Here is a 25024-nt window from a genome sequence, read left to right on the forward strand (position 1 = left end):
AGCTGAAATTCAATGGCTATTTTCGTATGAACTCCTTACCTGAATGGGTAAGGGGTTTTTTTTATGTAAAGGAGAATGTTGTAATGGGTAAAGAAGTCGTTGATGGCGTGACAATGAAAAGAGCTCTTACAAGAATTACTTATGAAATTATCGAACAAAACAAAACGGTTGAAGATATCGCTTTGGTAGGTATTAAGACAAGAGGTATCTACGTGGCTCAGCGCATCGCCAGCCGCCTAAAACAGCTCGAAGGTATCGACGTACCGGTTGGAACGTTAGACATCACCTTATATCGCGATGACAATCATGACGCTAAAACAGATCAAGAACCAGAAGTTAACAGCAGTGATATCGCATTTGATATTAATGACAAAAACGTCATTTTAGTAGACGATGTTGTCTTCACCGGTCGTACGATCCGGGCTGCCTTAGATGCTTTGATGGATATCGGCCGACCTAAAAAAATTGCGTTGGCTGTACTTGTCGATAGAGGCCATCGGGAATTACCAATTCGACCTGATTTTGTAGGTAAGAACATCCCTACATCTTTAGATGAACAAATTAGAGTAAACGTTGAAGAAATCGATGGTAAAGATAGTATTGATATTTTAGATTTACAAAAATAAGCGGTAGGTGAGTTTCGTTGGCAGATAAAAAACCATTTCATAATGATGAAGTTATTTTAGATATTCAGGATAGACCCACACTAGGTCATTGGTTTGGCCTTTCAATTCAGCATTTGTTCGCAATGTTCGGTTCAACTGTACTTGTTCCAATTCTAGTCGGCTTAAACCCAGGGATCGCCTTATTCAGTTCCGGGGTCGGCACCTTAATGTACATCTTAATTACAAAAGGTAAGATTCCAGCGTACATGGGTTCAAGTTTTTCTTTCATCGTACCGATGTTAGCCTTAATGAAAACTACCGGCTACCCCGGAATTGCCCAAGGGACCGTGGCAGTTGGTGCTATGTATTTAATCGTTTCACTGATTATTTCACGGATCGGTTATGCTTGGATCGACAAAGCCTTACCACCCATCGTTGTGGGCCCCATCGTTATGGTTATCGGTTTATCTTTAGCCGGCACCGCCGCTAAAGATGCCACAATGAATGGTAATAACTACGATATTCGTTACTTTATCGTCGCAATGGCCACCGTAATTATCGCAATTATTCTAAACATGTTCCTCAAAGGCTTCTTAAGCCAAATCGCCATTTTACTAGGTATTATTGCTGGGTACCTCCTAGCAGTGGTTGTCGGTATTGTCAATTTTCAACCTGTAATTGATGCCGCATGGTTCAAATTACCAGACTTCGAATTTCCATTCATCAGCTACAGTCCTAAACTTTATCTGGGCGCCATCTTAAGCATGATGCCCATTGCCTTTGTTACAATGACTGAGCATATGGGCCATATCATGGTCTTAAACGGGTTAACCCACCGTAACTTCTTCAAAAATCCTGGCTTGCATCGAACCTTAGCCGGTGATGGGACAGCTTCAATTATCGCCGGTTTCGTCGGTGGCCCTCCGGTAACTTCATACGGTGAAAACATCGGCGTACTTGCCATTACAAAAGTCCACAGTGTTTACGTCTTAATCGGCGCCGGGGTTTTCGCAGTCCTCTTCAGTTTTATCGGTAAATTAAGTGCCTTAATTCAAAGTATTCCATCACCAGTCATTGGTGGTATCAGCTTCTTACTATTCGGGGTTATCGCTTCCAGCGGATTACGTGTTTTGATCGATAATCACATTGACTTTAACTTAAAACGCAACCTGATGATCGGTTCTTCAGTCTTAGTCATCGGTATCGGGAATGCCTACTTACAAATCGGCAACTTCCAATTTTCAGGGATTGCCATCGCTACTATCTTAGGAATTATCTTAAATCTAGTTTTACCACAAAAAGCCGCAAGCGAAAGGGAAGTGCATTAAAAAATGACAATTTTAAAGCAGAACTTTACAACCATTGAAGATTTAACAGAAACTGATGTTTTGAGTATTATTCATAGAGCACAAGCATTCAAAAATGGTGAAACCGTTGAGTTAAGACGTCCAGTTTATGCGATCAATATGTTTTTTGAAAACAGTACCCGCACACACACAAGTTTTGAAATGGCTGAACGTCGCTTAGGGTTACAAGTTCTCAGCTTTGAAGCACAAACAAGTTCAATCAAAAAAGGTGAATCGCTCTATGATACCGTTAAGACGGTTCAATCAATCGGTGCAGATATCGCCGTTATCCGTCATCCTCAAGCCAATTACTACGATCAACTGATTCAACCTGACAATAGTAATATCGCCATTCTTAACGGCGGTGATGGCGCTGGTCAGCATCCTTCCCAATGTTTACTAGATGTGATGACAATTTTTGAAGAATTTGGTCATTTTGACGGCTTAAAAGTCGGCATTGTCGGCGATTTAGAACATTCTCGTGTCGCACGCTCTAACATGATGCTCTTAACCAAACTCGGCGCTAAAGTTGCTTTTTCTGGCCCTGATGCTTGGTATACAAAAGACTTTGAAGCCTATGGTCCGCACATGAGCATGGATGAATTGGTTCAAGAAGTAGACGTTATGATGTTACTACGGGTACAACATGAACGTTTGACAAATGAATCAAATGAAAGTTTTTCTAAAGAAGCATATCATGAAAAATATGGCTTAACGATGGCTAGAGCTGAAAAATTGCAAAATCACGCAATCATCATGCATCCCGCACCCGTCAATCGCGATGTAGAAATTGCTTCTGATTTAGTGGAATGCCCACAATCTAGAATCTTCCAACAAATGAGTAACGGCGTTTACACTAGAATGGCCATGTTAGAAACCGTCCTAGCAGCACGGCACTTGTTAGCACCACGGGCAACTGCCACAATTACTTTGGGGGCTTAAATCATGCAAACACTCATTAAAAACGGCTTAGTTTATACGAATCAACAATTACATCACGCCGATGTTCTAATTGAAGATGAAAAAATTAAAGCCATCAGTCCAGACATCAACGTTTCAGCCGATGTTACATGCATTGATGCCCAAGACAAATTAGTTACCCCGGGTTTAGTCGATATCCACGTTCATTTTAGAGAACCTGGGTTTACCCATAAAGAAACCATTGACAGTGGCAGTTTAGCAGCAGCCCATGGCGGTTTTACCACCGTGTGTGCCATGCCAAACTTGAATCCAGTACCAAATACCGCCCAACTATTAAAGGCACAAATTAAACGAAATCAAACAGATGGTCATATTAAAATAAACCAATATGCCCCAATTACCAACGACTTAACTTCAACAGATTTAACCGATGCGGCTGCGCTTAAAGCGGCTGGGGCAATTGCCTTAACCAATGATGGCAAAGGCGTTCAATCTGCAGGCACTATGTACGACGCAATGTTATTAGCAAAAGCCGTTGACCTGCCAATCGTTGCCCATGTAGAAGATGATAGCTTAGTCCGTGGCGGCGTTATGAACGCCGGTGTAACGGCTGAAAAATTAGGTTTACCAGGTATTTTAAGTGTTTCTGAATCTAGTCAAGTTGCGCGGGATATCGCCTTAGCCGCCGCAACTGGTGCCCATTATCACATCTGTCACATCTCTACTGCCGAAAGTATTCGCCAAGTTCGTGAAGCGAAAAAAGCGGGCATCAGCGTCACTTGTGAAGTCACACCACATCATCTTGTACTAGATGACACGATGATTACCCATGATGATCCAATGATGAAAATGAATCCACCGTTACGCGGATTTGAAGATCGGCAAGCGCTCATTGCCGGTTTAATTGACGGTACAATTGATTGTATCGCCACGGATCATGCCCCCCACAGCGCCGAAGAAAAAGCCGGTTCTATGCGGACAGCGCCATTTGGCATTACCGGTTCTGAAACAGCATTTGCGGTGCTTTATACACAACTTGTCCGGACACGTATGGTATCATTAAGTCAATTATTAGCGGCACTGACTCATAAACCAGCTGCCGTTTTAAAGCTGAACGCTGGCCAATTGCAAGCAGCACAACCTGCAGACATTGCCATTTTTGACTTAAACACAGCACATACCATTCAAGTTAGTGATTTTGTTTCAAAGGGTAAAAACACACCATTTATTGGTGATACGGTTTATGGCTGGCCAACAGCAACTTATGTCAACGGTCAAAAAATCCATTTCCCGATTTAGGAGGGCTACAATGAAACGGTACTTAATCCTCGAAGATGGTAGTATCTTTGTTGGTGAAGGCTTCGGCGCACCATTTACAACCACCGGTGAAATTGTTTTTAATACAGGTATGAGTGGCTATCAAGAAACAATTACAGATCAATCTTATAACGGACAAATCATCACATTTACTTATCCTTTAATTGGTAATTACGGCATCAACCGCGATGACTTTGAGTCTATTGTCCCAACTTGTAAAGGGATCGTCGTTCACGAAGCCGCTAGACGTGCCAGCAATTGGCGGGATCAAATCTCTCTAGATGAATTTTTGAAAGCCAAAAAAATTCCAGGGATTACGGGGATTGATACCCGGGCTTTAACCAAACGCATTCGTTCCCGAGGCACAATGAAGGGCAGTATTATGGACGCTGCAGATGAACACGCCTTTGATCAGCTCAAAGCTTTAGTCCTGCCTAAAAATCAAGTACAACAAGTTTCCACATCCCAAGCTTATCCTAGTCCAGATGTGGGTCGTAATATTGTCGTTGTTGATTTTGGCCTAAAGCATTCTATTTTAAGAGAGTTATCCAGACGCAACTGTAACATTACAGTTGTGCCTTATAATATAACGGCTGAAGAAATTTTAGATTTAGATCCAGACGGCGTCATGTTAACTAATGGCCCTGGTGATCCTACTGATGTTCCAGAAGCAATCACGATGATTCAAGGTATTCAAGGCAAAATTCCAATTTTCGGCATTTGCCTAGGACACCAATTGTTTGCGCTAGCTAATGGCTGTACAACATATAAAATGCGTTTTGGCCATCGAGGTTTTAATCATCCCGTCCGGGAAATTGCCACTGGTCGCATTGATTTTACCTCACAAAACCATGGCTATGCCGTAAAAAAAGCATCCATTGATAAAGATCAATTAATCATTACCCATGAAGAAATTAATGATGAAACCATTGAAGGTTTAAGACATCGCTTTTATCCCGCATTATCCGTCCAGTTTCATCCTGATGCTGCACCGGGACCACATGATGCAAATCATTTATTTGATGAATTTATGGAAATGATCGATGCCTTTCAAGCAAAAAACAACTCTAAACTCAAGCACCAATTCTAGATATTAGGAAGGAATGGCGTTAACCTATGCCTAAACGGACAGATTTGCATAAAATCTTAGTTATTGGTTCTGGACCAATCATCATTGGTCAGGCCGCTGAATTTGATTATTCAGGCACTCAAGCTTGCTTAGCTCTTAAAGAAGAAGGCTATGAAGTGGTTTTAATAAACTCAAATCCTGCAACAATTATGACAGATAAAGAAATTGCTGACAAAGTATATATTGAACCAATTACTTTAGAATTTGTTTCACAAATCTTACGCAAGGAACTTCCTGACGCTATTTTACCAACATTAGGCGGACAAACCGGCTTAAATATTGCCATGTCTCTATCTAAAACCGGTATTTTAGAGGCCCTAGACATTGAATTATTAGGTACAAATCTAGAAGCCATCGATAAAGCCGAAGATCGGGAATCTTTTAAAGAATTAATGCAAGACTTAAAAGAACCCATTCCTAGTTCCCAAATTGCTTATAACTTAAAAGAAGCTCAGGATTTTGTTGCTGAAATTGGCTATCCAGTCATCATTCGCCCAGCCTTCACTCTAGGCGGCACTGGCGGTGGGATCGCCACAAATGACGACGAACTGCAAAGTATTGTTGAAAATGGGCTCGCCTTATCACCAGTAACTCAAGTTTTAGTTGAACAGAGTATTGCTGGTTATAAAGAAATTGAATTTGAAGTGATGCGTGACGCTGCCGATAACGCGTTAGTTGTCTGCAACATGGAAAACTTTGATCCGGTGGGCATCCATACCGGAGATTCTATCGTCTTTGCCCCCGTTCAAACTTTATCTGACAAAGAAGTTCAAATGTTACGTGACGCCTCTTTAAAGATCATTCGGGCTTTAAAAATCGAAGGTGGCTGTAACGTGCAGCTAGCACTGGATCCCAACAGCTTTAATTACTATGTTATTGAAGTGAACCCTCGGGTTAGCCGTTCTTCCGCATTAGCCTCTAAAGCCACTGGCTATCCCATCGCTAAAATGGCCGCTAAAATTGCAGTAGGTCTACATTTAGATGAAATTCAAAATCCAGTCACCGCCCAGACCCTGGCTGAATTTGAACCTGCCTTAGACTACGTTGTTGCTAAAATTCCCCGCTGGCCATTTGATAAATTTGAAAAAGGGGATCGTACTTTAGGCACCCAAATGAAAGCCACCGGCGAAGTTATGGCCATTGGGCGAAATATTGAAGAGAGTTTGCTAAAAGCTGTACGTTCTTTAGAAATAGGCGTTGATCATTTACAAATACCAGAATTAGCCGATGTTTTAGACGATCAATTGGCTGAAAAAATTATTCGACCACAAGATGATCGGCTGTTTTATCTCGCCGAAGCCTTAAGACGAGGGTATACCGTTGAAGAATTAGCCGAACTATCTAAAATTGACCTCTTTTTCTTAGACAAGCTGCAACATATCGTAGAGATTGAAAAATTATTAGCCCATGAACCGAATAACTTAGATCATTTAACCTTAGCAAAGAAAAACGGTTTTTCTGATGCGGCCATTGCCAATATTTGGCATTCTGATGCAGCCAACATTCGGGCAATGCGCAAATCTCAAAATATTATTCCTGTTTATAAAATGGTAGATACTTGCGCTGGTGAATTTGATGCCACAACCCCTTATTTTTACAGCACTTATGAAACTGAAAATGAAAGCGACCGAACCCATAAACCTTCTGTTTTAGTCCTAGGTTCTGGCCCGATTCGTATTGGTCAAGGCGTGGAATTTGATTACGCCACCGTCCATTCCGTAAAAGCCATTCAAGAAGCTGGCTATGAAGCCATTATCATGAACAGTAATCCAGAAACAGTTTCAACTGATTTTTCAATCTCCGACAAACTGTATTTTGAACCATTAACTGCAGAAGACGTCTTAAATGTGATTGATCTTGAACAGCCGCTAGGAGTTATTGTCCAATTTGGTGGGCAAACCGCAATTAATTTAGCCGCACCGTTAGTAGAAAATGGGGTCAAAATTCTGGGCACCAACTTAGCGGATTTAGACCGGGCTGAAGATCGGGACTTATTTGAACAAGTCCTCATCGATCAAGACATTGCCCATCCCGTTGGCGACACCGTTACCAACGCTGAAGTCGCACCAAGTGTCGCTGCTAAAATTGGTTATCCTGTTTTAGTGCGGCCAAGTTATGTTTTAGGCGGCCGAGCTATGGAAATTGTGCACAATGAACGTGAATTAAATAATTACATGGCGAATGCCGTTAAAGCTTCAAATGCCCATCCCGTTTTGATTGACAGCTATCTTGTAGGTCAAGAATGTGAAGTGGATGCCATCTGTGATGGAGAAACCGTCTTGATTCCAGGAATTATGGAACATATCGAGCGTGCTGGTATTCATTCCGGCGACTCCATGGCCGTTTATCCGCCACAAAATATGTCTCAAGAAATTATTGAAACCATCGTCAGCTATACTAAAAAATTAGCCTTGAGTATGCACTGCATTGGCATGATGAATGTTCAGTTTGTGATCCATGACGATAAACCTTACGTCATCGAAGTGAATCCTAGAGCTAGCCGGACGGTCCCATTCTTAAGCAAAGTAACCGGGATTTCCATGGCGCAAGTCGCAACACAAGTCGTTTTGGGCAAAAAGTTAAAAGACCTAGGTTATCCGGATGGCTTAGTTAAACCTGATGCGTTAATCCATGTCAAAGCACCCGTTTTCTCATTTTCGAAGCTCGCTAAAGTGGACAGTTTATTAGGGCCCGAAATGAAATCCACCGGTGAGGTCATGGGTTCAGATAAAACACTAGAAAAGGCTTTGTATAAGGCCTTTGAAGCAGCGAAATTACATTTACCAGAATATGGCAATATTTTATTCACCGTGGTGGACGAAGATAAACCAGAAGCTTTGAGCTTAGCCCAACGATTCCGAGAAGTCGGCTATCAAATTCTAGCCACAAAAGGCACTGCCGCTTACTTTAAAGCCCACGGTGTCAAAGCCAAAGCGGTTCAAAAGATCCATGAATCCGACAATAATAATTTGCTTCATAATTTAGAAAGAGGTCAGATTCAAGCCGTTGTGAATACGATGGGGCAAGATGATAATGATACTGCCAACGACGGTCAGGATATTCGTGAAACGACGATTATGCATGGCGTGCCGTTATTTACATCATTAGATACAACCGCCGCCATTTTAAAAGTACTAGAATCTAAAAGCTTTATCACAAAACCATTATAGAGACTAAAGAGGAGGTATAACATGGTTTTTGATGACCAGTTAACAGTTATCCAACAAAAAGAAATTGCGGTAGGGACATTTGAAATGTGTTTAGCCGGAGAAATGGCCAAACGTCCCATTCATCCCGGACAGTTTGTGAACATTCAAATTCCTGAAGCAAGCTTACGTCGACCTTTTGGGATCGCTGAGGTTAATCAACAAGCCGGTTATATCAAAATTATTTATCGTGTTGTCGGTGCTGGGACTGAAGCAATGGCTCAGCTGGCACTTGGCACAAAACTACAAGTCTTAGGGCCTTTAGGTCACGGTTTCCCAATTGACCAATTACCTAAAAAGGCAACTGTCCTCATCGTTAGCGGTGGTACCGGCTTACCACCATTGTATGAATTAACCCGTGTTTTAGCAGCAAGAGGCCATCAGTTAGATATTGCGTTAGGCTTCCCGACTAAAAATCGGGTTTTTTATGAGGAAAATATGGCCCAATTCGGTCATACAGAAGTCATTACCGATGATGGTACTTACCAAAATAAAGGGTTAATCACCGATCTATTAGATCAATCTTTTTCAACAAAATCTTATGATGCCGTTTATGCCTGTGGTCCACGACCATTGGAGTTAGCGGTCAGTCAACGGTTTGCCCAACATCCCCAAGCTTATATTTCAGCTGAAGCGCGAATGGCTTGCGGCATTGGTATTTGTAACGCTTGTGTCGTGCGCACACCTGATAATGGCTATAAAAAAGTTTGTTCTGACGGCCCCGTTTTTCATGTGAATGAGGTGATCTTATAATGTCCATATTAGCCACTAATTTACCTGGATTGAACTTAAAAAATCCAATTATGCCCGCCAGCGGCTGTTGCGGTTTTGGTGAGGAATTAGGTCAGCTTTACGATCTAAATCAACTCGGCGCCATAATGATTAAAGCGGCCACCCCTGAACCAAAATTCGGTAATCCGGTACCTCGAGTTGCCGAAACACCAGACGGCATGCTAAATGCCATTGGCTTACAAAATCCCGGTGTGGCTCAGATTATCAAAACAAAAATTCCTTATCTACAGCAGAATTTTCCAGAACTACCGATTATCGCTAATGTGGCCGGTGCCACTGAAGCGGATTATGTCGCTGTTTGTCAGCAGATTGGCAAACCCCATCTTGTTTCGGCGATTGAATTAAATATTTCTTGTCCCAATGTGGCCCACGGCGGTATGAGTTTTGGGGTTGACCCACAAATGGCTTATGAACTCACGAAAGCTTGCGTGGCTGCTTCGGAGGTACCAGTTTATGTTAAGTTGTCGCCAAACGTCACCAATATTGTCACGATTGCCAAAGCCATTGAAAAAGCAAATCCGGCTGGCTTTACAATGATTAACACCCTTGTAGGCATGCGCTTTGATCTTACGACCCGACAACCTATTTTAGCGAATCAAACTGGTGGTCTATCTGGACCCGCTATCTTACCAGTAGCCCTGCACATGATCCATCAAGTGCATCTTGCCTGTGATTTACCAATTATCGGTATGGGGGGTATTCAAAAACCGGAAGATATTTTAGAAATGATTATCGCCGGTGCCGATGCAGTTGCTGTAGGCACAGCTAATTTAATTGATCCTTTTATTTGCAACAAACTCATTCAAGCTTTACCGGCCACAATGGCTGAATATAACATTGAAAGCATTGAATCACTGATTCAGCAACGAGATAAAATAGAATAGGGGAAAATATTAATGACACTACCAATTATTGCTTTAGACTTTGAATCCACGGATGACCTATACAATTTCTTAGATAAATTTCCTAAGGATGAACATTTATTTGTGAAGATTGGTATGGAAATGTTTTATCAAGCCGGGCCTAGCATTGTAAAAGAAATTAGTCGGCGGGGCCATGATATTTTCCTAGATTTAAAATTACATGATATTCCAAATACGGTTAAGCGGGCAATGCATATTATCGGTGAATTAGGCAACATTAAACTCACAACGATCCATGCGGCTGGCGGTTCCAAGATGATTACGGCAGCCAAAGAGGGGCTTTTATCTACCCCCGGCGGTCAAGACACAAAATTATTGGCCATCACCCAATTAACTTCTACTTCCCAACAACAATTAAATTCAGAACAAAATATTTCTGGAACGATTATGGATAGTGTTGTAAATTATGCACAATTGGCCAAACAAAATGGGGCAGATGGGGTTGTTTCTTCCGGATTAGAAGTAACCGCTATAAAACAAGCCACAGACAATGATTTCTTATGTGTCACACCAGGGATTCGCTTAATTGCTGAACCAGATCAAGACCAAACCCGAGTGGTCACACCTGAAATCGCCCGTGCAAACGGCAGTGATTATATTGTCGTTGGACGCCCAATAACTAGAGCCACAGATGTTGTTGCAGCATATCAAAAAATTAAAACAAATTGGGGGCAAAACTAATGCATCATATCTCTCCTGAACAAATTGCTAAAGATTTATTAAACGTTGAAGCGGTCTTTTTATCACCAGAAGAACCTTTTACCTGGGCCAGCGGTTTACATAGTCCCATTTATTGTGATAATCGTATCACTTTAGCTTATCCGATTATTCGTAAACACATTGCCAGAGGCTTAGCCCAAATTATTTCTGAAGATTTTCCTGGTGTAGAAGTCATCGCCGGCACGGCCACTGCAGGGATTCCCCATGCAGCTTGGGTCGCAGAATTATTAAATCTACCAATGGTTTATATTCGTTCTAAACCTAAAGATCACGGTAAAGGCAATCAAATTGAAGGGCACTTGATCAAGGGACAAAAGATGGTCGTTATTGATGATCTGCTCTCCACCGGCGGCAGTGTTTTAAGTGCAGCACAAGCTGCCAAAAAAGAAGGGGCCGATGTAATTGGCGTAGTTGGTATTTTTAGCTATCAACTCAAAGCCGTCTATGCCAACTTTGAAGAAGCGAATATACCTTTTAGAACACTCACTAATTATACCCACCTCATTGATGTAGCTGCTCAAGAACACTACATTAAAGAAGAGACATTAGAGACACTAAAACAATGGCGTGAAGATCCTAAAGCCTGGTCTGAACAATTTGATTAAACAAAAAGGATATATCAATATTGATATATCCTTTTTTGTTTCCTATTTTGTAGGCCGTTGCCGCATGCCCGCTACGAATTCCTGGGTCGGTGTAACATATAATGTTTTTTGACCTTCATAAATCACGAAACCTGGCTTAGCCCCATTTGGTTTATGCACTTTTTTAACCATGACATAGTCCACAGGTACTGAAGCAGATAACCGCGATTTAGAAAAGTAAGCCGCTAACGTCGCTGCAGCCGTTAATGTTTCTGGCGTTGGCGCATTATCTTCAATAATGACATGGGAACCTGGAATATTTTTAGCGTGTAGCCAAATATCTGATTTCTTAGCCTTTTTCAAAGTTAATTGATCATTTTGTAAATTATTTTTCCCTACTAAGATATGCGTCCCATCGGCTGCCCAAAATTCTTCAGGTTTACTAATCTTAGCTGGTTTTCGCTGTTTCTTCTTTTTCTTATGCAAGTAACCTTCACGTTCTAACTCTAAAGTGATATCCTCAAGATCCTTAGGCTCGGCCAAATCAATTTGGGCTAAAATACCTTCAAAATACGTGATTTCATCTTGGGTTAACGCCATCTGCTGATTGACATAAGCCACAGAATTTTTAAGTTTTTGATAACGATTAAAATATTTCTGCGCATTTTTAGAAGGGGATAACTGATTAGATAACGTTATTTTGACCGGCGCTTCATTATCGTAATAGTTAGGTAATGTAATTTCCCTCATACCCCGGGTAACTTGATGCAGATAGGTGGTTAATAATTCCCCTTTTAGGCGATAAGTTTCTGCATTTTTAGATTGATCCAAGGTTTTTTGCAGCTTAACCATTTTCTTTTTATCTTTATCCAATTCCAAATTAATGAAATGAATGAGTTCACTACATTGTTGCTTCACCCGATCTTGCCGGGCCTTTTGATCATAATATTGATCTAAAAGGGTACTTAGACTGTCAAATTGCTGCAAGGTGCTGTCAGGTAAATTTTGCAGACTTACATAAGGGAAAACCGTGAAATAGCTTTTGTTAGCAGCGGTGGTTAAAGTTGGTGTACCCGCATCAAAACGCTTAAAGAAACTATTAAATACGGTCATACCATTTTCTTTGATTTGATATATTAACTCGTTTAAAGTATCTTTACCTAAGCCTTGCAAAGTTGTCCCTAGAAGTTGGCGTTGAGCCGTTTCATCTTCTGCTTGATTCAACGCTGTTGTTAATTGCGTTAATTGTGCTGACGTCATTAAAAATGGATCCACTTTATCTTGATAAGGCGGTTCGTGATAAGTCGCCCCAGGGGTTAAACCCCGATAAGAATTCTGACTGATTGAAACGCGTTTGACCAGATCAATGATCTTATTCGTTTCCGCATTGATCAAAAAGATGTTACTATGTCGACCCATTAATTCAACAACTAACCGTAAATGTTGAAGATCCCCCAGTTCATTACGGGAGGCGAAGACAAAATGAATAATTCGATCATTGTGTACTTGAGAGATTTCTTTAATAATTGCACCATCTAAATACTTGCGTAAAGTCATAACGAACTTACTAGGAATCGGTGGATTATTGTAAGGGACTTTAGTAATTTGAATACGCGCATAAGAAGGGTGCGCTGATAAAAGTAGATTTTGATTTTTTCTATTTTTTCGGATTGTTAAAATAAGTTCATTGGGATAAGGCTGCTGAATTTTATTAAGCTTACCATTTTCCAATAATTCTTTTAATTCTAAAATCATCGCGTGGGTAAAAGTACCATCAAAAGACATAGGAATTAGACTCCTTTTTATAAATAATTTTAAGTTTGTGCCGTTATACTCCCGTTATGTTGCATTATGAAACTTTAAAATTGTATAATGCAATAGAGGTGATATCATGCAAAAAAATCAGGTAACACGCATCTATAACGTCGGCAAAAAAATTGAACAAGTTCTAACGGCTGTTTTAGCAGAATCGAATCTGACAATTCGCCTATGGACCTTATTAAGTTTACTACAAGATGGCCATACAACCAATCAGGCTTTACAAATACAGCTGCAAACTAATAAATCTACACTTTCTAGACAATTAAATCAACTGGTCCAGCAAGATTTAATTCGTTTAAATGAAATCAGTTCTGATAGGCATCAAAAACATTATCAGTTAACGCCCCATGGATTACAAGTCTTAAATCAAGCAACACAACAAATTTCTCAGCTAGATGATGCGGTATTTAAATATTGGTCCAAAGATGAAAAACAATTTTTAACAGTTTTATTGAATCGCTTTGAATCTGATTTAATAAAACGTAAGGTGTAATTATACGCTAATTTCTTAATTTTTTTAAAGGAAAGATGTTTTAAATGAAACTTGCCATCGTCACAGACAGTACCGCTTATTTGACTTCGGAACAAATCACCGAAAACAATATTAAAGTCATCCCTATCCCCCTCACAATTGATGGTGAATCCTATTTAGAGGGCGTTAATCTATCAACTACCGACTTTTATAGTAAATTAAAAAATTCAAAAACTTTACCAACCACTTCACAGCCACCGTTAGGCGAAGTACTACAGCTGTATAGCCAATTAGCAGCTCAAGGTTATGACACCGTCTTATCCATCCATTTATCCAGTACAATTTCTGGCTTTGTCCAAAATTTAAAAGTAATTGCCCGTGATATTACAGCAATTAAAGTAATACCTTATGACAGCCATATTACGGTCATGTTAATGGGACATCTTGTATTAGAAGCTGCCAAATTAGCACGCCAAGGGGCGGATTTAGAAACAATTATTCAAAAACTTAACGAGTTACGTGCCAGTATGGATGAAGTCTTTATTGTCAGTGATTTGCAAAATCTAGTGAAGGGCGGTCGACTTTCTAATGCCTCTGCATTTGTGGGTTCGATTTTAAAAATTAAGCCCTTATTGACTTTTGACAGTACCACGCATAAAATTACTGCGTTTGAAAAGATTCGCTCCTTAAAAAAGGCTTACAGTCGAGCGGAAGATTTATTTGACCAAGCAATTCGCCATCATGATTATCCTTTACGGGCGATTATTATTCACGGTAACAATTTAGCTGAGGCTAAAAAATGGCAGCAGAGAATACAAGAAAAACAGCCTGAAATTCCAATTGAACTCAGTTATTTTGGACCTGTCGTCGGCGCACATTTAGGAGACAAATCAATCGCCTTAGCCTGGTTAAAAAATATAGATAAATAGATATATTAAATAAGATATACTCAATTATAATCTACATATAGCTTTAAATGCTGCCTAGTTTCAGCAAAAAAGTAGCATACTACATATTGACTTTTTTTGTAAAAAGGTACAATATATTGTGTGTTGCTTTTTTATTGCCATTTTATTTATGAAAAATTAGCAAAGCTTTTATTTTATATAGATTAGGGGTTTTTTCATGCAAATCATTGTCGGACTTAAGACTTTACCAACAAAGCTAAAACATCATTTTTGGGCGGATTGGCAGGGGTGGTCACTGCAAAGCTACCTATTAGCTGCGTTTGGGGTTGGTTTTCTAATCGGTATGCAGCTCATCAATCCTAATGCCAGTTGGTTATCAACAATTGCCGGTTTATTAGGTGTTTTATGTGTTAACTTAATTACCTCCCGTAAATGGTTAAACGGACTAGTTGGCTTGATCTCAGCTATTTTAATTATTGCCACAGCGATCCCTAATACCAATTATATGGAAATTATTTTACAAGGTACTTATATTATTATGTTAGATTTACCAATTATTTTAGGTACTGAATGGGATAAAGATACGGCTTTACGGCACTTTAGCGATCATAATAAAACCTTCATGGTGATCAAATATCTTTTAATCACTTTGATCATCTGGGGTGTTGGTTACTTTTTAATTAGTCAGTTTACAAACGATGCTCGGCCAGCAGTTGACGCCTTGAGTACCGCAATTGGTTTAGTCGCAACTTGGCTTTGTGTTCGTCGTTTCCCAGAACAATATTATTTCTGGTTTGGCCAAGGCATTATGTCTTTAATTTTATGGACAATGACTGCCTTGCATAACGGCTCCGGTGATTGGGCTTTAGCAGTCACTTACAGCATCTACGTTGCCAACGATCTAATTGCCTTTTTCAAATCCAGCTGGTTTGAGCATCAACAAAAAACAACCTCAAAAACAAATCAAGAAGTTTATAATAATTAAATAGCAAAGAAGGAAGATGAATGACAGTGCTTGTATTAAGCGGCGTAATCGGTTCAGGAAAAAGTTCACTCACAAAAATTTTAGCAGATCATCTAGGCACCGAGGCTTTTTATGAAAAAGTCAAAGATAACCCAGTATTGCCACTTTTTTATAAAGGCAACAAAATTGCGGAAGCAAAACGGGCAGCAGGGCAAAGGGACGCCACTAATCCATATGCCTTCTTACTGCAAATTTATTTTTTAAATACGCGTTTTCATTCGATTAAGGCTGCTTTAACAGATGATAATAACGTGTTGGATCGTTCTATTTATGAAGATGAGATTTTTATGCGCATGAACACAGATCAAGGTCATGCCACTAAAGAAGAGTACTTAATTTATAAAGATCTATTGGATAATATGTTGGAAGAATTAGAAGGTATGCCTAAAAAACATCCAGATCTATTGGTCAATATCCATGTATCTTATGATACGATGATCAAGCGGATCGCCAAACGAGGGCGCCAATACGAACAGATTCAGCAAGATCCAAGTTTAGTTACTTATTATAAAGATTTAATTGACTACTATGATACTTGGTATCAAAATTATGATGCTTCAGCTAAAATTCAAATTGATGGAGACCGATACGATTTCATCGAAAATCCTAAAGATCAGCAAATCATTTTAAAAACACTAGATCAAAAAATTCTAGAAATTCATCATGAAGCTGATCCTGCATTTAAAATTATTTAAATTTCTGACAATAAAAGCCACGACTGAGATAACTTAGTCGTGGCTTTTATTTTTGATAGTGTCTAAATTGAATTTGTTGATTTTAAGTCGAGATTAGGGGAGTGCTCAAAAGATAAATAATTATAAGTTAACATAATATATATTATACGAAGTAGTGCAATTATCTATAAAAGACAGCTTCATTAATTATATTACGTTATTTTGAACTAACTTTGTCTGTTAAAATTAAATTTTCTAAATATTTTCCAAATTCACTGGTACTTAACTCTGTGGCACCGTCAATCTCTTGCGCAAAATCCCAAGTGACTTGTTTTTGTTTAATCGCCTGACTGATCGCTTCATGAATTAAGTCACTGACTTCAGTCCAACCTAGATAATCAAACATCATTGCGCCAGATAATAAAATGGATGATGGATTTAATTTATTTTGTCCAACAAACTGTGGTGCTGTACCATGGGTCGCTTCAAAAATCGCTTGACCGGTATGATAATTAATATTCGCACTTGGTGCAATCCCAATACCGCCAACTTGTGCAGCTAAAGCATCTGAAATATAGTCACCATTTAAATTACATGTGGCTACCACATCAAAATTAGTTGGATTAATTAAGGCTTGTTGGAAGAAATTATCCGTAATAATATCATCAATGATAATTTTATGATGCTGTCTGGCGGATTCTAAGGCTTTTTCAGCTGCTGCTGGTCCATCAGTGGCTTTAATGGCGTCATATTCTGGCTGAGTAAAGACTTGATCTTGATAATTCGCCGCTGCGATGTCATAACCCCATTGTTTAAAAGCGCCTTCAGTATATTTCATAATATTGCCTTTATGCACCAAGGTTACTTTATGACGGTTATGCGCAATGGCGTAATCAATTGCTGATGCAATAAAGCGTTGACTGCCGGTTTTAGAAATCGGTTTGATGGCGTAATTACTATCATCCGGAAATCTAACTTTTGAGAGTTGTCCAGTGGTCTCTAAAACTTGCATTAATGACTGAGCGGCATCGTTTTTATATTCAATTCCGGCATAAATATCTTCCGTATTTTCCCGAAAAACTGTCATTTCAACCTTTTCCGGATGTCTAATCGGCGTTGGGGTCCCTACAAAATAATGAATTGGTCGGACACAAGCATATAAATCAAATTTTTGTCGCAACGTCACATTAATGGAACGATGTCCTTTGCCGATCGGCGTTGTTAAAGGGCCTTTAATGCCAATTAAGGCTTTTTCTAATGCTTTAACGGTTGCTTCAGGCAGCCATTCACCGGTTTGATCATAAGCTTTTTCCCCAGCAAGTACCTCCTGCCACTCTACCCCACGCTTTTGACCGTAAGCTTTAGTAATTGCGGCATCAAAAACAGGTTGTGCGGCGGCCCAAATTTCAGGCCCAATGCCGTCACCGACAATATAAGGAATAATAGGTTGATCGGGTACGTTTAATTGTTGTTTGTCTTGTTTGATATATGCTGCCATAAGTTTAAACACCTCTATTTTTTATTGTGCATTTTGTTGCCGTTCATCAATCCGCCGATTCATTTCACCGACATATTCGGAACTAGGTCTAATTAAAGTATGCATTTGCCGCTGTTCTTGAATGTGTGCCAACCAGCCGCCGGTCCGACATACTGCAAATAATAAAGTAAATACATCCGCAGGCAGACCCATGCAGTGATAGATTGTCGCCGTGTAAAAATCCACATTCGGTTTGAAATTTGTATTTTCAGCCATGTAAGTCTGAATTTGCTCGGAAAGTTGATACCATTTCAACTGATGACTGTCTTTTGCAATTTGGGCCGCCGCAATTTTTAAATATTTCGCCCGGGGATCCCCGTTTTTATAAATACGATGGCCAAAACCTGATATTTTTTCATGTTTTGCCAGTTTATCGGCAATATAAGTGGCTGGATCAATGTGATTTTGATCAATTTCTGTCAACATTTTAAAAACAGCTTCGTTGGCGCCGCCGTGTAATGGGCCTTTTAAGGCGCAAACCGCCGCAGTCAAACAAGAATACATATCTGCATCGGTGCTGGCCACAACCCGGGCTGTAAATGTGGATGCATTTAATTCATGATCCGCATGTAAAATTAAAACTTGGTTGGCAATGGCCGTTTGTGCAGCCGTTGGTAAATGTCCGGTTAGCAAATAATAGAAATTACCGGCATAGCTTAGATCTTGTCTTGGGGTTAAGATGGGCCGCTTTTGCAATAAACTTACAATAGCTGCCACGACCGCCAACATGCGTCCTTGGACTTGTTCAGACGTTCCGGTAGCGTCAGTTTGTGTCCCCAACATTGAAATGGCCGTTCTTAAAATACTCATGGGATGTTGATGGGTGTTACTAATCACTCTCAGCCGGTTTAAATAGTGTTCATCTAAATAGATATTCGCAAATATTTTTTTGTTTTGCGCTTCCAATTCTGAAGCTGTTGGTAAACGTAAATGCCATAGCAAGAACAAAACTTCTTCATAAGAAACTTGTTGTGCCATCAGTTCATCAATACCGTAACCTGCATAAGATAGCATTTGATTTTTTGTTGAGCTGATATAAGTTTCAGTACAAATTACATTTGCTAGACCAGCTGATACTTTGATTGGTTCCATAAACAACACTCCTTATAAATTCGTTTTTTGCCGAATAATCATGGATAAGATGCCGTCATTTTCATAATATTTAACATCACTTGGGGTATCAAATCTTAAAATTGTGTCAAAATTAATAACTTGTCCGTCATTTTTAGTTGCGGTAACGTGGGCTGTTTGCTGTGCACTATCTAACTGAATATCAAAAGTTTCTGAACCGTCCAGACCAAGCTTTTCGGCGTTATCCCCTAATTTAAATTGTAATGGCAATACGCCCATCATCACTAAGTTGGACCGGTGGATACGTTCAAAGCTTTCCGCAATGACGGCTTTAACGCCTAATAATTTCACACCTTTGGCAGCCCAGTCTCTGGAAGAACCCATGCCATAATCTTTTCCGGCTAAAATGACAAGCCCGCTTGTCTGATCTTTTTGGTAAGCCTTGGCAGCATCGTAGATGGACATTTGTGTTTTAGTTGGCCAATAAATCGTGTAACCCCCTTCTTTATCCGGGGTTAATTGATTCTTGATGCGGATATTGGCTAAGGTCCCACGAACCATGACTTCATGATTGCCTCGGCGTGAACCATAAGAGTTAAAGTCTTGCGGTTGGACATGATGAGCCATTAGATACTGTCCAGCGGGTGATTGTTGCCCAATAAAGCCGGCTGGTGAAATATGATCAGTTGTGATTGAATCACCAAATTTGGCTAATACTTTCAACGCCGTGAATTCTTGAGTCATTTCTGGTTTAGCGGCGGTCATATTTTCTAAAAACGTCGGGCAAGCGATGTAAGTTGAGGTCTTATCCCAATTAAACGTTGGTGTAGCTGCCACATCTAAACTATCCCAATGGGCATTGCCGGCTAAAATATCTTGGTAACTGCGTTTAAATAGCGCTGAATCAATATTTTGCTGAATAGCTTCTGCGATATCTGTTTGTGTTGGCCATAAGTCTTTCAAGTAAACAGGTTGGCCATTAGTGCCATACCCTAATGCTTCCCGAGTTAGATCAATGGCTAGTGTGCCGGCTAGGGCAAAAGCAACGACAAGTGGTGGTGATGCGAGATAAGTATCTTTGATCAATGGATTTACCCGACCTTCAAAGTTACGGTTACCGCTTAAAACGCCAGACATTGAAAAATCGCTGTTCGCCAATGCTTGCACTACTTCAGGTTTTAATGAGCCGGAGTTACCGATACAAGTTGTACAGCCGTAACCCACTAAATTAAAACCTAATTGGTCAAGATAAGGCATTAAACCAGCTTGCTTCAAATAATCTGTAACCGCTTTAGAACCTGGTGCCAGGGATGTTTTAACATATTCCGGTACCTTTAAGCCTGCAGCAACCGCTTTTTTAGCCACTAAACCAGCCGTCAACATTAATGCTGGATTGGACGTATTCGTACAACTCGTAATAGCTGCTAAGCCAATGGCACCATTTTCTAAATCATAAGTATGGTTAGCAGTTTTAACGGTTAACGTTGTTTTTTCAGCTGTAAATTTAGCTGCTAAATCTGTTAGAGGTACTAAATCTTGCGGCCGTTTTGGACCGGCCACACTTGGTTTAATTTGACTCAAATCAATTGGTAAAGTTGTTGTATAGTGGCGTTGTGCGTCTTGAGTTGTGTCATACCATAAGCCATTCAGATGGGCGTAGTCGTCGATCAATTGAATTTGATCAACTGGACGTCCCGTTAGTTTTAAATAATCTAAAGTCTGCTGATCAATTGGGAAATACCCGCAAGTTGCACCATATTCTGGAGCCATATTGGCAATTGTCGCTCGGTCCGCCACTGTTAGGTCTTTTAAGCCAGGACCAAAGAATTCAACGAATTTACCAACAACATTAATTTGCCGCAACGCATGCGTCACCGTTAACGCTAAGTCGGTAGCGGTTGCACCAGTTGGCAAAGTGCCGCTCAAGCGTACACCAACAACTTCAGGAATTGGAAAATAACTAAATTCCCCTAACATACTGGCCTCAGCTTCAATGCCGCCAACGCCCCATCCTAACACGCCTAAGCCATTAGTCATTGTTGTATGGGAATCTGTGCCCACTACGGTATCTGGAAAAACTAAAGCAGTCCCCTCATTGGTCTCGGTTAAAGCAACTTTGGCTAAATATTCTAAGTTAATTTGATGAATAATGCCGTTATCTGGTGGAATGACGGTCAAATTTTCAAAGGCTTGCTGTGCCCATTTTAGAAATTGGTAGCGTTCTTGGTTGTTTTTAAATTCTTTTTTAATATTCTCAGCAAAAGCATCGGGTGTGCCGGATGCTAAAACTTGAACGGAGTGATCAATAATTAAATGGACGGGCACATCTGGATTAATCTGACGACCGTCGCCACCTAAAGCCATGACTTTGTCTCGCATTGCCGCCAAGTCAACTAAGGCCGGTACCCCGGTGAAATCTTGCAATAAGACACGCTGTGCTTTAAAAGCCACATCATGATCGTGGTTATGATCCCAGTCTACTAAAGTTGCTAGATTTTGCTGCAGTTCTGGTTTTTGATCACTAGCTCGTAGCAAAGCTTCCATCAAGATGCGAATAGTATAAGGATATTGTGAAAGTTGTTGCCCCTGGTTTTGTAACCATTCTGGGTAATCATAATACATGTAAGACTTGTTTTGACTTGTGAAATGCTTTAAATAGCTTTCAGTCATGACAGCACCTCCGAAATTTTTTAATTATTAGAATATGATTACATTTCTATAATATAGCTAAATACTCTCACTTTTTGGGTACCTTTGTCAAGATAATTGACGTGGTATTTTTTAAAACGCTGTTATATCAGCCTATATCCAGTTAAAAGAAACTATCAATCAATGTTAGGTATTCTCTTTATGGCAATTAAATTGCGTCTTATTAACCGAGGTATCATTGATTTTCTAATCTATTTTAAAATTAATATTATTAATAGCATAAAAAATACTAATATTTTTTATTATTTAATCATTATATAACCTTAAATTAATTATATTCTAATTTAAAAAAGCTGGTATCAACTAAATTGATGACAATGTCATGTTTTTTTACAAAAAAAGCTAAAGGCCAAAAAAATAAACGTATTTATTCACTAATTTCTGAATAAATACGTTTATCAATTGTCTATTTCTATTAATTAAATGCTTCTGTTAATGGTGGCACAACTTGTTTCTTTCTAGAAACAACACCTGGTAAATTCGCTTTTTCATCGGCTAATTTAACGTTAAAGGCCTTTTCTACAGCAGCTTTGCTGTCATCATCGCCAAGGGCCAATACTTCAGAATCACTGTTTAAAATATTTGTAATCAATAATACAAATAAGTTGTAGCCTTTTGCGGCATTTTCTTCAGTGATCGCTGCACGTAAATCAGCTTCCCGTTTTAAAACATCTGCAATATCGACAGTATTTACTTGCGCTACCCGAACTTCGTGACCATTCATTGTAAAGCTTTTAGCGTCTAAGTCGATTAATTCAGCAGCAGACTTGTCGTCTAAATTCGTCCCAGCTTTTAACATTTCTAGGCCATAAGTTTCATAATCAACATCTGCAATTTTAGCTAACGCAACAACGGCTGTTTTATCTTGTTCTGTTGTTGTTGGGGATTTTAATAACAATGTATCAGAGATGATTGCGGAAAGCATTAGTCCAGCTAATTGTGCGGGAATTTCAACATCATGCTCAATGAACATTTTTCTTAAAATAGTGCTCGTGCAGCCTAAAGGTTCTGCCCGATAATATAGCGGATCACTTGTATTAAAATCGTGGATCCGATGATGGTCAACGACATGGGTTACGTTTAATTCAGCGATGTCTGCCACGCTTTGTTGCGGTTCATTATGATCCACTAACATAACGGCATCAACTTCATTTTTGGCCGTTGTGATGACCCGTGGTGCTTGCGCCTTAAAGTGATCTAGCGCATAGCTTGTTTCGCCATTAGGTTCACCTAATGCGACTGCCTCTGTATCATAGCCTAATTGATTCATCAAATAAGCATAAGCTTTTGCTGCAACAATTGCATCCGTATCTGGATTTTGGTGTCCAAAAACTAATTCTTTTGCCATTTTACAAAAAACCCCTTTATCAAAGATAATATCATCTATTATTATAAGGCTTAATGCAGTTGTAGGCGAGTGTAATAATCAGTTTCTTCAAAATATTTATCCCAGAAAGTGAAAAATTGCTTAATTCTTGGAATTTCAATTTTATCTTTCCGATAGATAAAGTGCATTTCAAATTGAATTGGCGGATTAAACGGCAGTGCCTGCTGGGTATAATTTTGATGATGGGCCTTATAAAAACTTGCGGGTAAGGCTGTATTCACATCCACGGTTTGACTGAATTTCATCAGCTGAAACGGCGTGGTAAACTGAGCCGTACTCCTAGGTTGATCAACCATTTGGTTTTTATAAGCCTCTCTGACGATATGAGACAAATAGTAGTCGTCGGGATAAGTCACCCATTTTTTATCTAAAGTATCTTGGTAATGGACATTTTTAGCGGTTGCCAGCGTTGGATTATTATGAACAAACATCAATTCTTCACTGATGATTAATTTTGTTGTATAAGGTTTCCAATTTTTTATAGATTCATCTGGGAGATACATAACCGCCAAGTCAATTTTGTTATTTTCTAAAGCTTCCCAGATCTCTTTACGGGTCAGTAATTTAAACGAGATTTCCACGTTAGGATTATGTTTAATATAATCAATGATGAAGTTTTCAAAAATAGAACTTTCCATTGAAGATAAAAAGCCAATATTAATCTTACCGGTATTTGCGTTTGTGGACTGTTGAATTTCATCAGTCGCATAATTTAAAATTTCATAAATTTGCCGTGTGGCGTCTAGCATTGTTTTACCAGCATCTGAAAGTTGTAATTTCTTGCCGATTGAATAAAATAAGGGGGCCCCGACAGTTTTTTCTAATTTCTTGATTTGTTGGGTTAAAGCCGGCTGTGTAATTCCTAAAATCTGTGCAGCCTGGGTGTAATTCATTGTTTTAGCTAATTGTAAGAAATAGGTCAACGTTTTAGACGAAAAAATATTTTCTTGTTTTGTCTTCATAAATTAGGCTCCTTTCGTAAACACTTGAAATCAGCATAATCTAATAATAATGGAAACAATAAAAAAGAGCAACTAAAACGTCGCTCTTTCTTATTTATCATTAAATTTAATTTATAGTGTTAACTTAGTTCTTATATCCAGTATAAGCAGATGTATCTAATAATCTTTCAGCATTAGCGACCCGCTCTGCAATTGGTGGTTCAATGCCTTCTAATGGGTAATTAAAACCTAATTCGTCATATTTAGAGACACCCATTGTGTGATAAGGCAAAACTTCTACTTTATCAACGGTTTTAATTGTCTTAATATAAGCACCTAACTGGGCTAAATAGTCGTCATAATCTGTTCTTTCAGGGACTAAGACGTGTCTAATCCACATATGATGACCGTTATCTGACATGTATTGGATCATTGACAAGATATTTTCATTGGTCCAACCAGTTAACCGTTTGTGTTCGTAAGGATCGATGTGTTTGATATCTACTAATGAGACATCTGTATATTGCATCAATTCTTTGAACTTACTAAAAAATGGTTCTTTATATGAAAATGGTTGGCCGCAAGTATCTAAACAAGTATTGATACCTTGGGCTTTAGCCTTCTTAAATAGTTCTAAAATAAAATCAATTTGTAACAAAGATTCACCGCCTGAAACGGTAATACCGCCCTTTTTACCCCAGAAAGCTTTGTATTTAACAGCTTGGGCTAATAATTCATCAGGGGTTACTTCTGTCCCAACACCGGTGTTCCATGTATCTGGATTGTGACAAAATTCGCAGCGCATCCGGCAACCTTGTAAAAAGGCAACAAATCTAGTACCAGGGCCATCAACTGCGCCGAAAGTTTCTATAGAATGCACATATCCCGTAACGGGTTGTGTAGATAATGATGTTTCTGCTTGAACTGCGAGCATTAT

21 protein-coding genes are annotated in these 25024 nt (G+C 39.4%); 14 read left to right on the top strand and 7 right to left on the bottom strand.

The features are described from left to right. Positions 1–83 precede the first annotated feature (83 nt). The 10 genes from pyrR to pyrE are packed head-to-tail and all read left to right on the top strand — an operon-like array spanning position 84 to position 11564. Positions 84–626: a bifunctional pyr operon transcriptional regulator/uracil phosphoribosyltransferase PyrR gene (gene pyrR / locus EKM93_RS08260; protein ID WP_125714849.1), complete on the top strand. Its 543-nt coding sequence runs from the start codon at positions 84–86 to the stop codon at positions 624–626. A gap of 17 nt (positions 627–643) precedes the next feature. Then, the gene (locus tag EKM93_RS08265; protein WP_125714851.1) at positions 644–1933 is read left to right on the top strand and encodes a uracil-xanthine permease family protein; all 1290 of its coding nucleotides are present in this window, start codon (positions 644–646) and stop codon (positions 1931–1933) included. Between the two features lie 3 nt (positions 1934–1936). Then, complete coding sequence (locus EKM93_RS08270; protein ID WP_125714853.1) at positions 1937–2893, top strand: aspartate carbamoyltransferase catalytic subunit; 957 nt, start codon at positions 1937–1939, stop codon at positions 2891–2893. A gap of 3 nt (positions 2894–2896) precedes the next feature. After that, positions 2897–4171 carry a dihydroorotase gene (locus tag EKM93_RS08275; protein ID WP_125714855.1) on the top strand — a complete coding sequence of 425 codons (1275 nt, stop codon included), beginning with the start codon at positions 2897–2899 and terminating at the stop codon, positions 4169–4171. Between the two features lie 10 nt (positions 4172–4181). Beyond that, the gene (locus tag EKM93_RS08280; RefSeq protein WP_125714857.1) at positions 4182–5279 is read left to right on the top strand and encodes a carbamoyl phosphate synthase small subunit; all 1098 of its coding nucleotides are present in this window, start codon (positions 4182–4184) and stop codon (positions 5277–5279) included. Positions 5280–5305: 26 nt separating this feature from the next. Beyond that, positions 5306–8488, top strand: coding sequence for a carbamoyl-phosphate synthase large subunit (gene carB / locus EKM93_RS08285; protein ID WP_125714859.1), 3183 nt, complete (start codon positions 5306–5308; stop codon positions 8486–8488). Between the two features lie 21 nt (positions 8489–8509). Continuing rightward, positions 8510–9277 (top strand): dihydroorotate dehydrogenase electron transfer subunit, encoded by a 768-nt coding sequence (locus EKM93_RS08290; protein ID WP_125714861.1) that lies wholly within the window; start codon positions 8510–8512, stop codon positions 9275–9277. Then, complete coding sequence (locus tag EKM93_RS08295; RefSeq protein WP_125714863.1) at positions 9277–10200, top strand: dihydroorotate dehydrogenase; 924 nt, start codon at positions 9277–9279, stop codon at positions 10198–10200. Before EKM93_RS08290 ends, EKM93_RS08295 begins: the two co-directional genes overlap by 1 nt. 12 nt (positions 10201–10212) lie before the next feature. Continuing rightward, on the top strand, positions 10213–10920 hold the full coding sequence (gene pyrF, locus EKM93_RS08300; protein WP_125714865.1) for an orotidine-5'-phosphate decarboxylase: 708 nt from the start codon (positions 10213–10215) through the stop codon (positions 10918–10920). After that, positions 10920–11564 carry an orotate phosphoribosyltransferase gene (gene pyrE, locus EKM93_RS08305; protein ID WP_125714867.1) on the top strand — a complete coding sequence of 215 codons (645 nt, stop codon included), beginning with the start codon at positions 10920–10922 and terminating at the stop codon, positions 11562–11564. Before pyrF ends, pyrE begins: the two co-directional genes overlap by 1 nt. A 42-nt stretch (positions 11565–11606) precedes the next feature. Here the strand turns inward: pyrE and EKM93_RS08310 are convergent, their stop codons facing one another. Then, entirely contained in the window at positions 11607–13328 is a 1722-nt protein-coding gene (locus EKM93_RS08310) for an NFACT RNA binding domain-containing protein (RefSeq protein WP_125714869.1), read from the bottom strand. A gap of 106 nt (positions 13329–13434) precedes the next feature. On the opposite strand from EKM93_RS08310, the gene EKM93_RS08315 reads away from it, so the two are divergent. The 4 genes from EKM93_RS08315 (at position 13435) to EKM93_RS08330 (ending at position 16463) form a co-directional block, all read left to right on the top strand. Continuing rightward, on the top strand, positions 13435–13857 hold the full coding sequence (locus EKM93_RS08315; protein ID WP_125714871.1) for a MarR family winged helix-turn-helix transcriptional regulator: 423 nt from the start codon (positions 13435–13437) through the stop codon (positions 13855–13857). Positions 13858–13901: 44 nt separating this feature from the next. Then, the gene (locus tag EKM93_RS08320) at positions 13902–14765 is read left to right on the top strand and encodes a DegV family protein (RefSeq protein ID WP_125714873.1); all 864 of its coding nucleotides are present in this window, start codon (positions 13902–13904) and stop codon (positions 14763–14765) included. Positions 14766–14961: 196 nt separating this feature from the next. Continuing rightward, positions 14962–15729, top strand: coding sequence for a nicotinamide riboside transporter PnuC (gene pnuC, locus EKM93_RS08325; RefSeq protein ID WP_125714875.1), 768 nt, complete (start codon positions 14962–14964; stop codon positions 15727–15729). A gap of 26 nt (positions 15730–15755) precedes the next feature. After that, on the top strand, positions 15756–16463 hold the full coding sequence (locus EKM93_RS08330; protein WP_164507037.1) for a deoxynucleoside kinase: 708 nt from the start codon (positions 15756–15758) through the stop codon (positions 16461–16463). Between the two features lie 196 nt (positions 16464–16659). On the opposite strand, the gene icd is transcribed toward EKM93_RS08330, so the two are convergent. The 6 genes from icd to pflA all read right to left on the bottom strand — a co-directional run bounded on the left by icd (position 16660) and on the right by pflA (position 25021). Continuing rightward, entirely contained in the window at positions 16660–17940 is a 1281-nt protein-coding gene (gene icd / locus EKM93_RS08335; RefSeq protein WP_125714878.1) for an NADP-dependent isocitrate dehydrogenase, read from the bottom strand. A gap of 21 nt (positions 17941–17961) precedes the next feature. Next, a complete protein-coding gene (locus EKM93_RS08340) occupies positions 17962–19071 on the bottom strand; it encodes a citrate/2-methylcitrate synthase (RefSeq protein ID WP_225423669.1) in 1110 nt (369 codons plus the stop codon). A 12-nt stretch (positions 19072–19083) separates the two neighbouring features. Next, a complete protein-coding gene (gene acnA / locus EKM93_RS08345) occupies positions 19084–21720 on the bottom strand; it encodes an aconitate hydratase AcnA (RefSeq protein WP_125714880.1) in 2637 nt (878 codons plus the stop codon). A gap of 454 nt (positions 21721–22174) precedes the next feature. Continuing rightward, the gene (locus tag EKM93_RS08350; protein WP_125714882.1) at positions 22175–23107 is read right to left on the bottom strand and encodes a manganese-dependent inorganic pyrophosphatase; all 933 of its coding nucleotides are present in this window, start codon (positions 23105–23107) and stop codon (positions 22175–22177) included. Positions 23108–23157: 50 nt separating this feature from the next. Further along, the gene (locus tag EKM93_RS08355) at positions 23158–24108 is read right to left on the bottom strand and encodes a LysR family transcriptional regulator (RefSeq protein WP_125714884.1); all 951 of its coding nucleotides are present in this window, start codon (positions 24106–24108) and stop codon (positions 23158–23160) included. Between the two features lie 124 nt (positions 24109–24232). Beyond that, the gene (pflA, locus tag EKM93_RS08360; RefSeq protein ID WP_125714886.1) at positions 24233–25021 is read right to left on the bottom strand and encodes a pyruvate formate-lyase-activating protein; all 789 of its coding nucleotides are present in this window, start codon (positions 25019–25021) and stop codon (positions 24233–24235) included. Positions 25022–25024: the final 3 nt, after the last annotated feature.

The sequence above is a fragment of the Agrilactobacillus yilanensis genome (assembly GCF_003946725.1).
GTDB lineage: Bacteria > Bacillota > Bacilli > Lactobacillales > Lactobacillaceae > Agrilactobacillus > Agrilactobacillus yilanensis.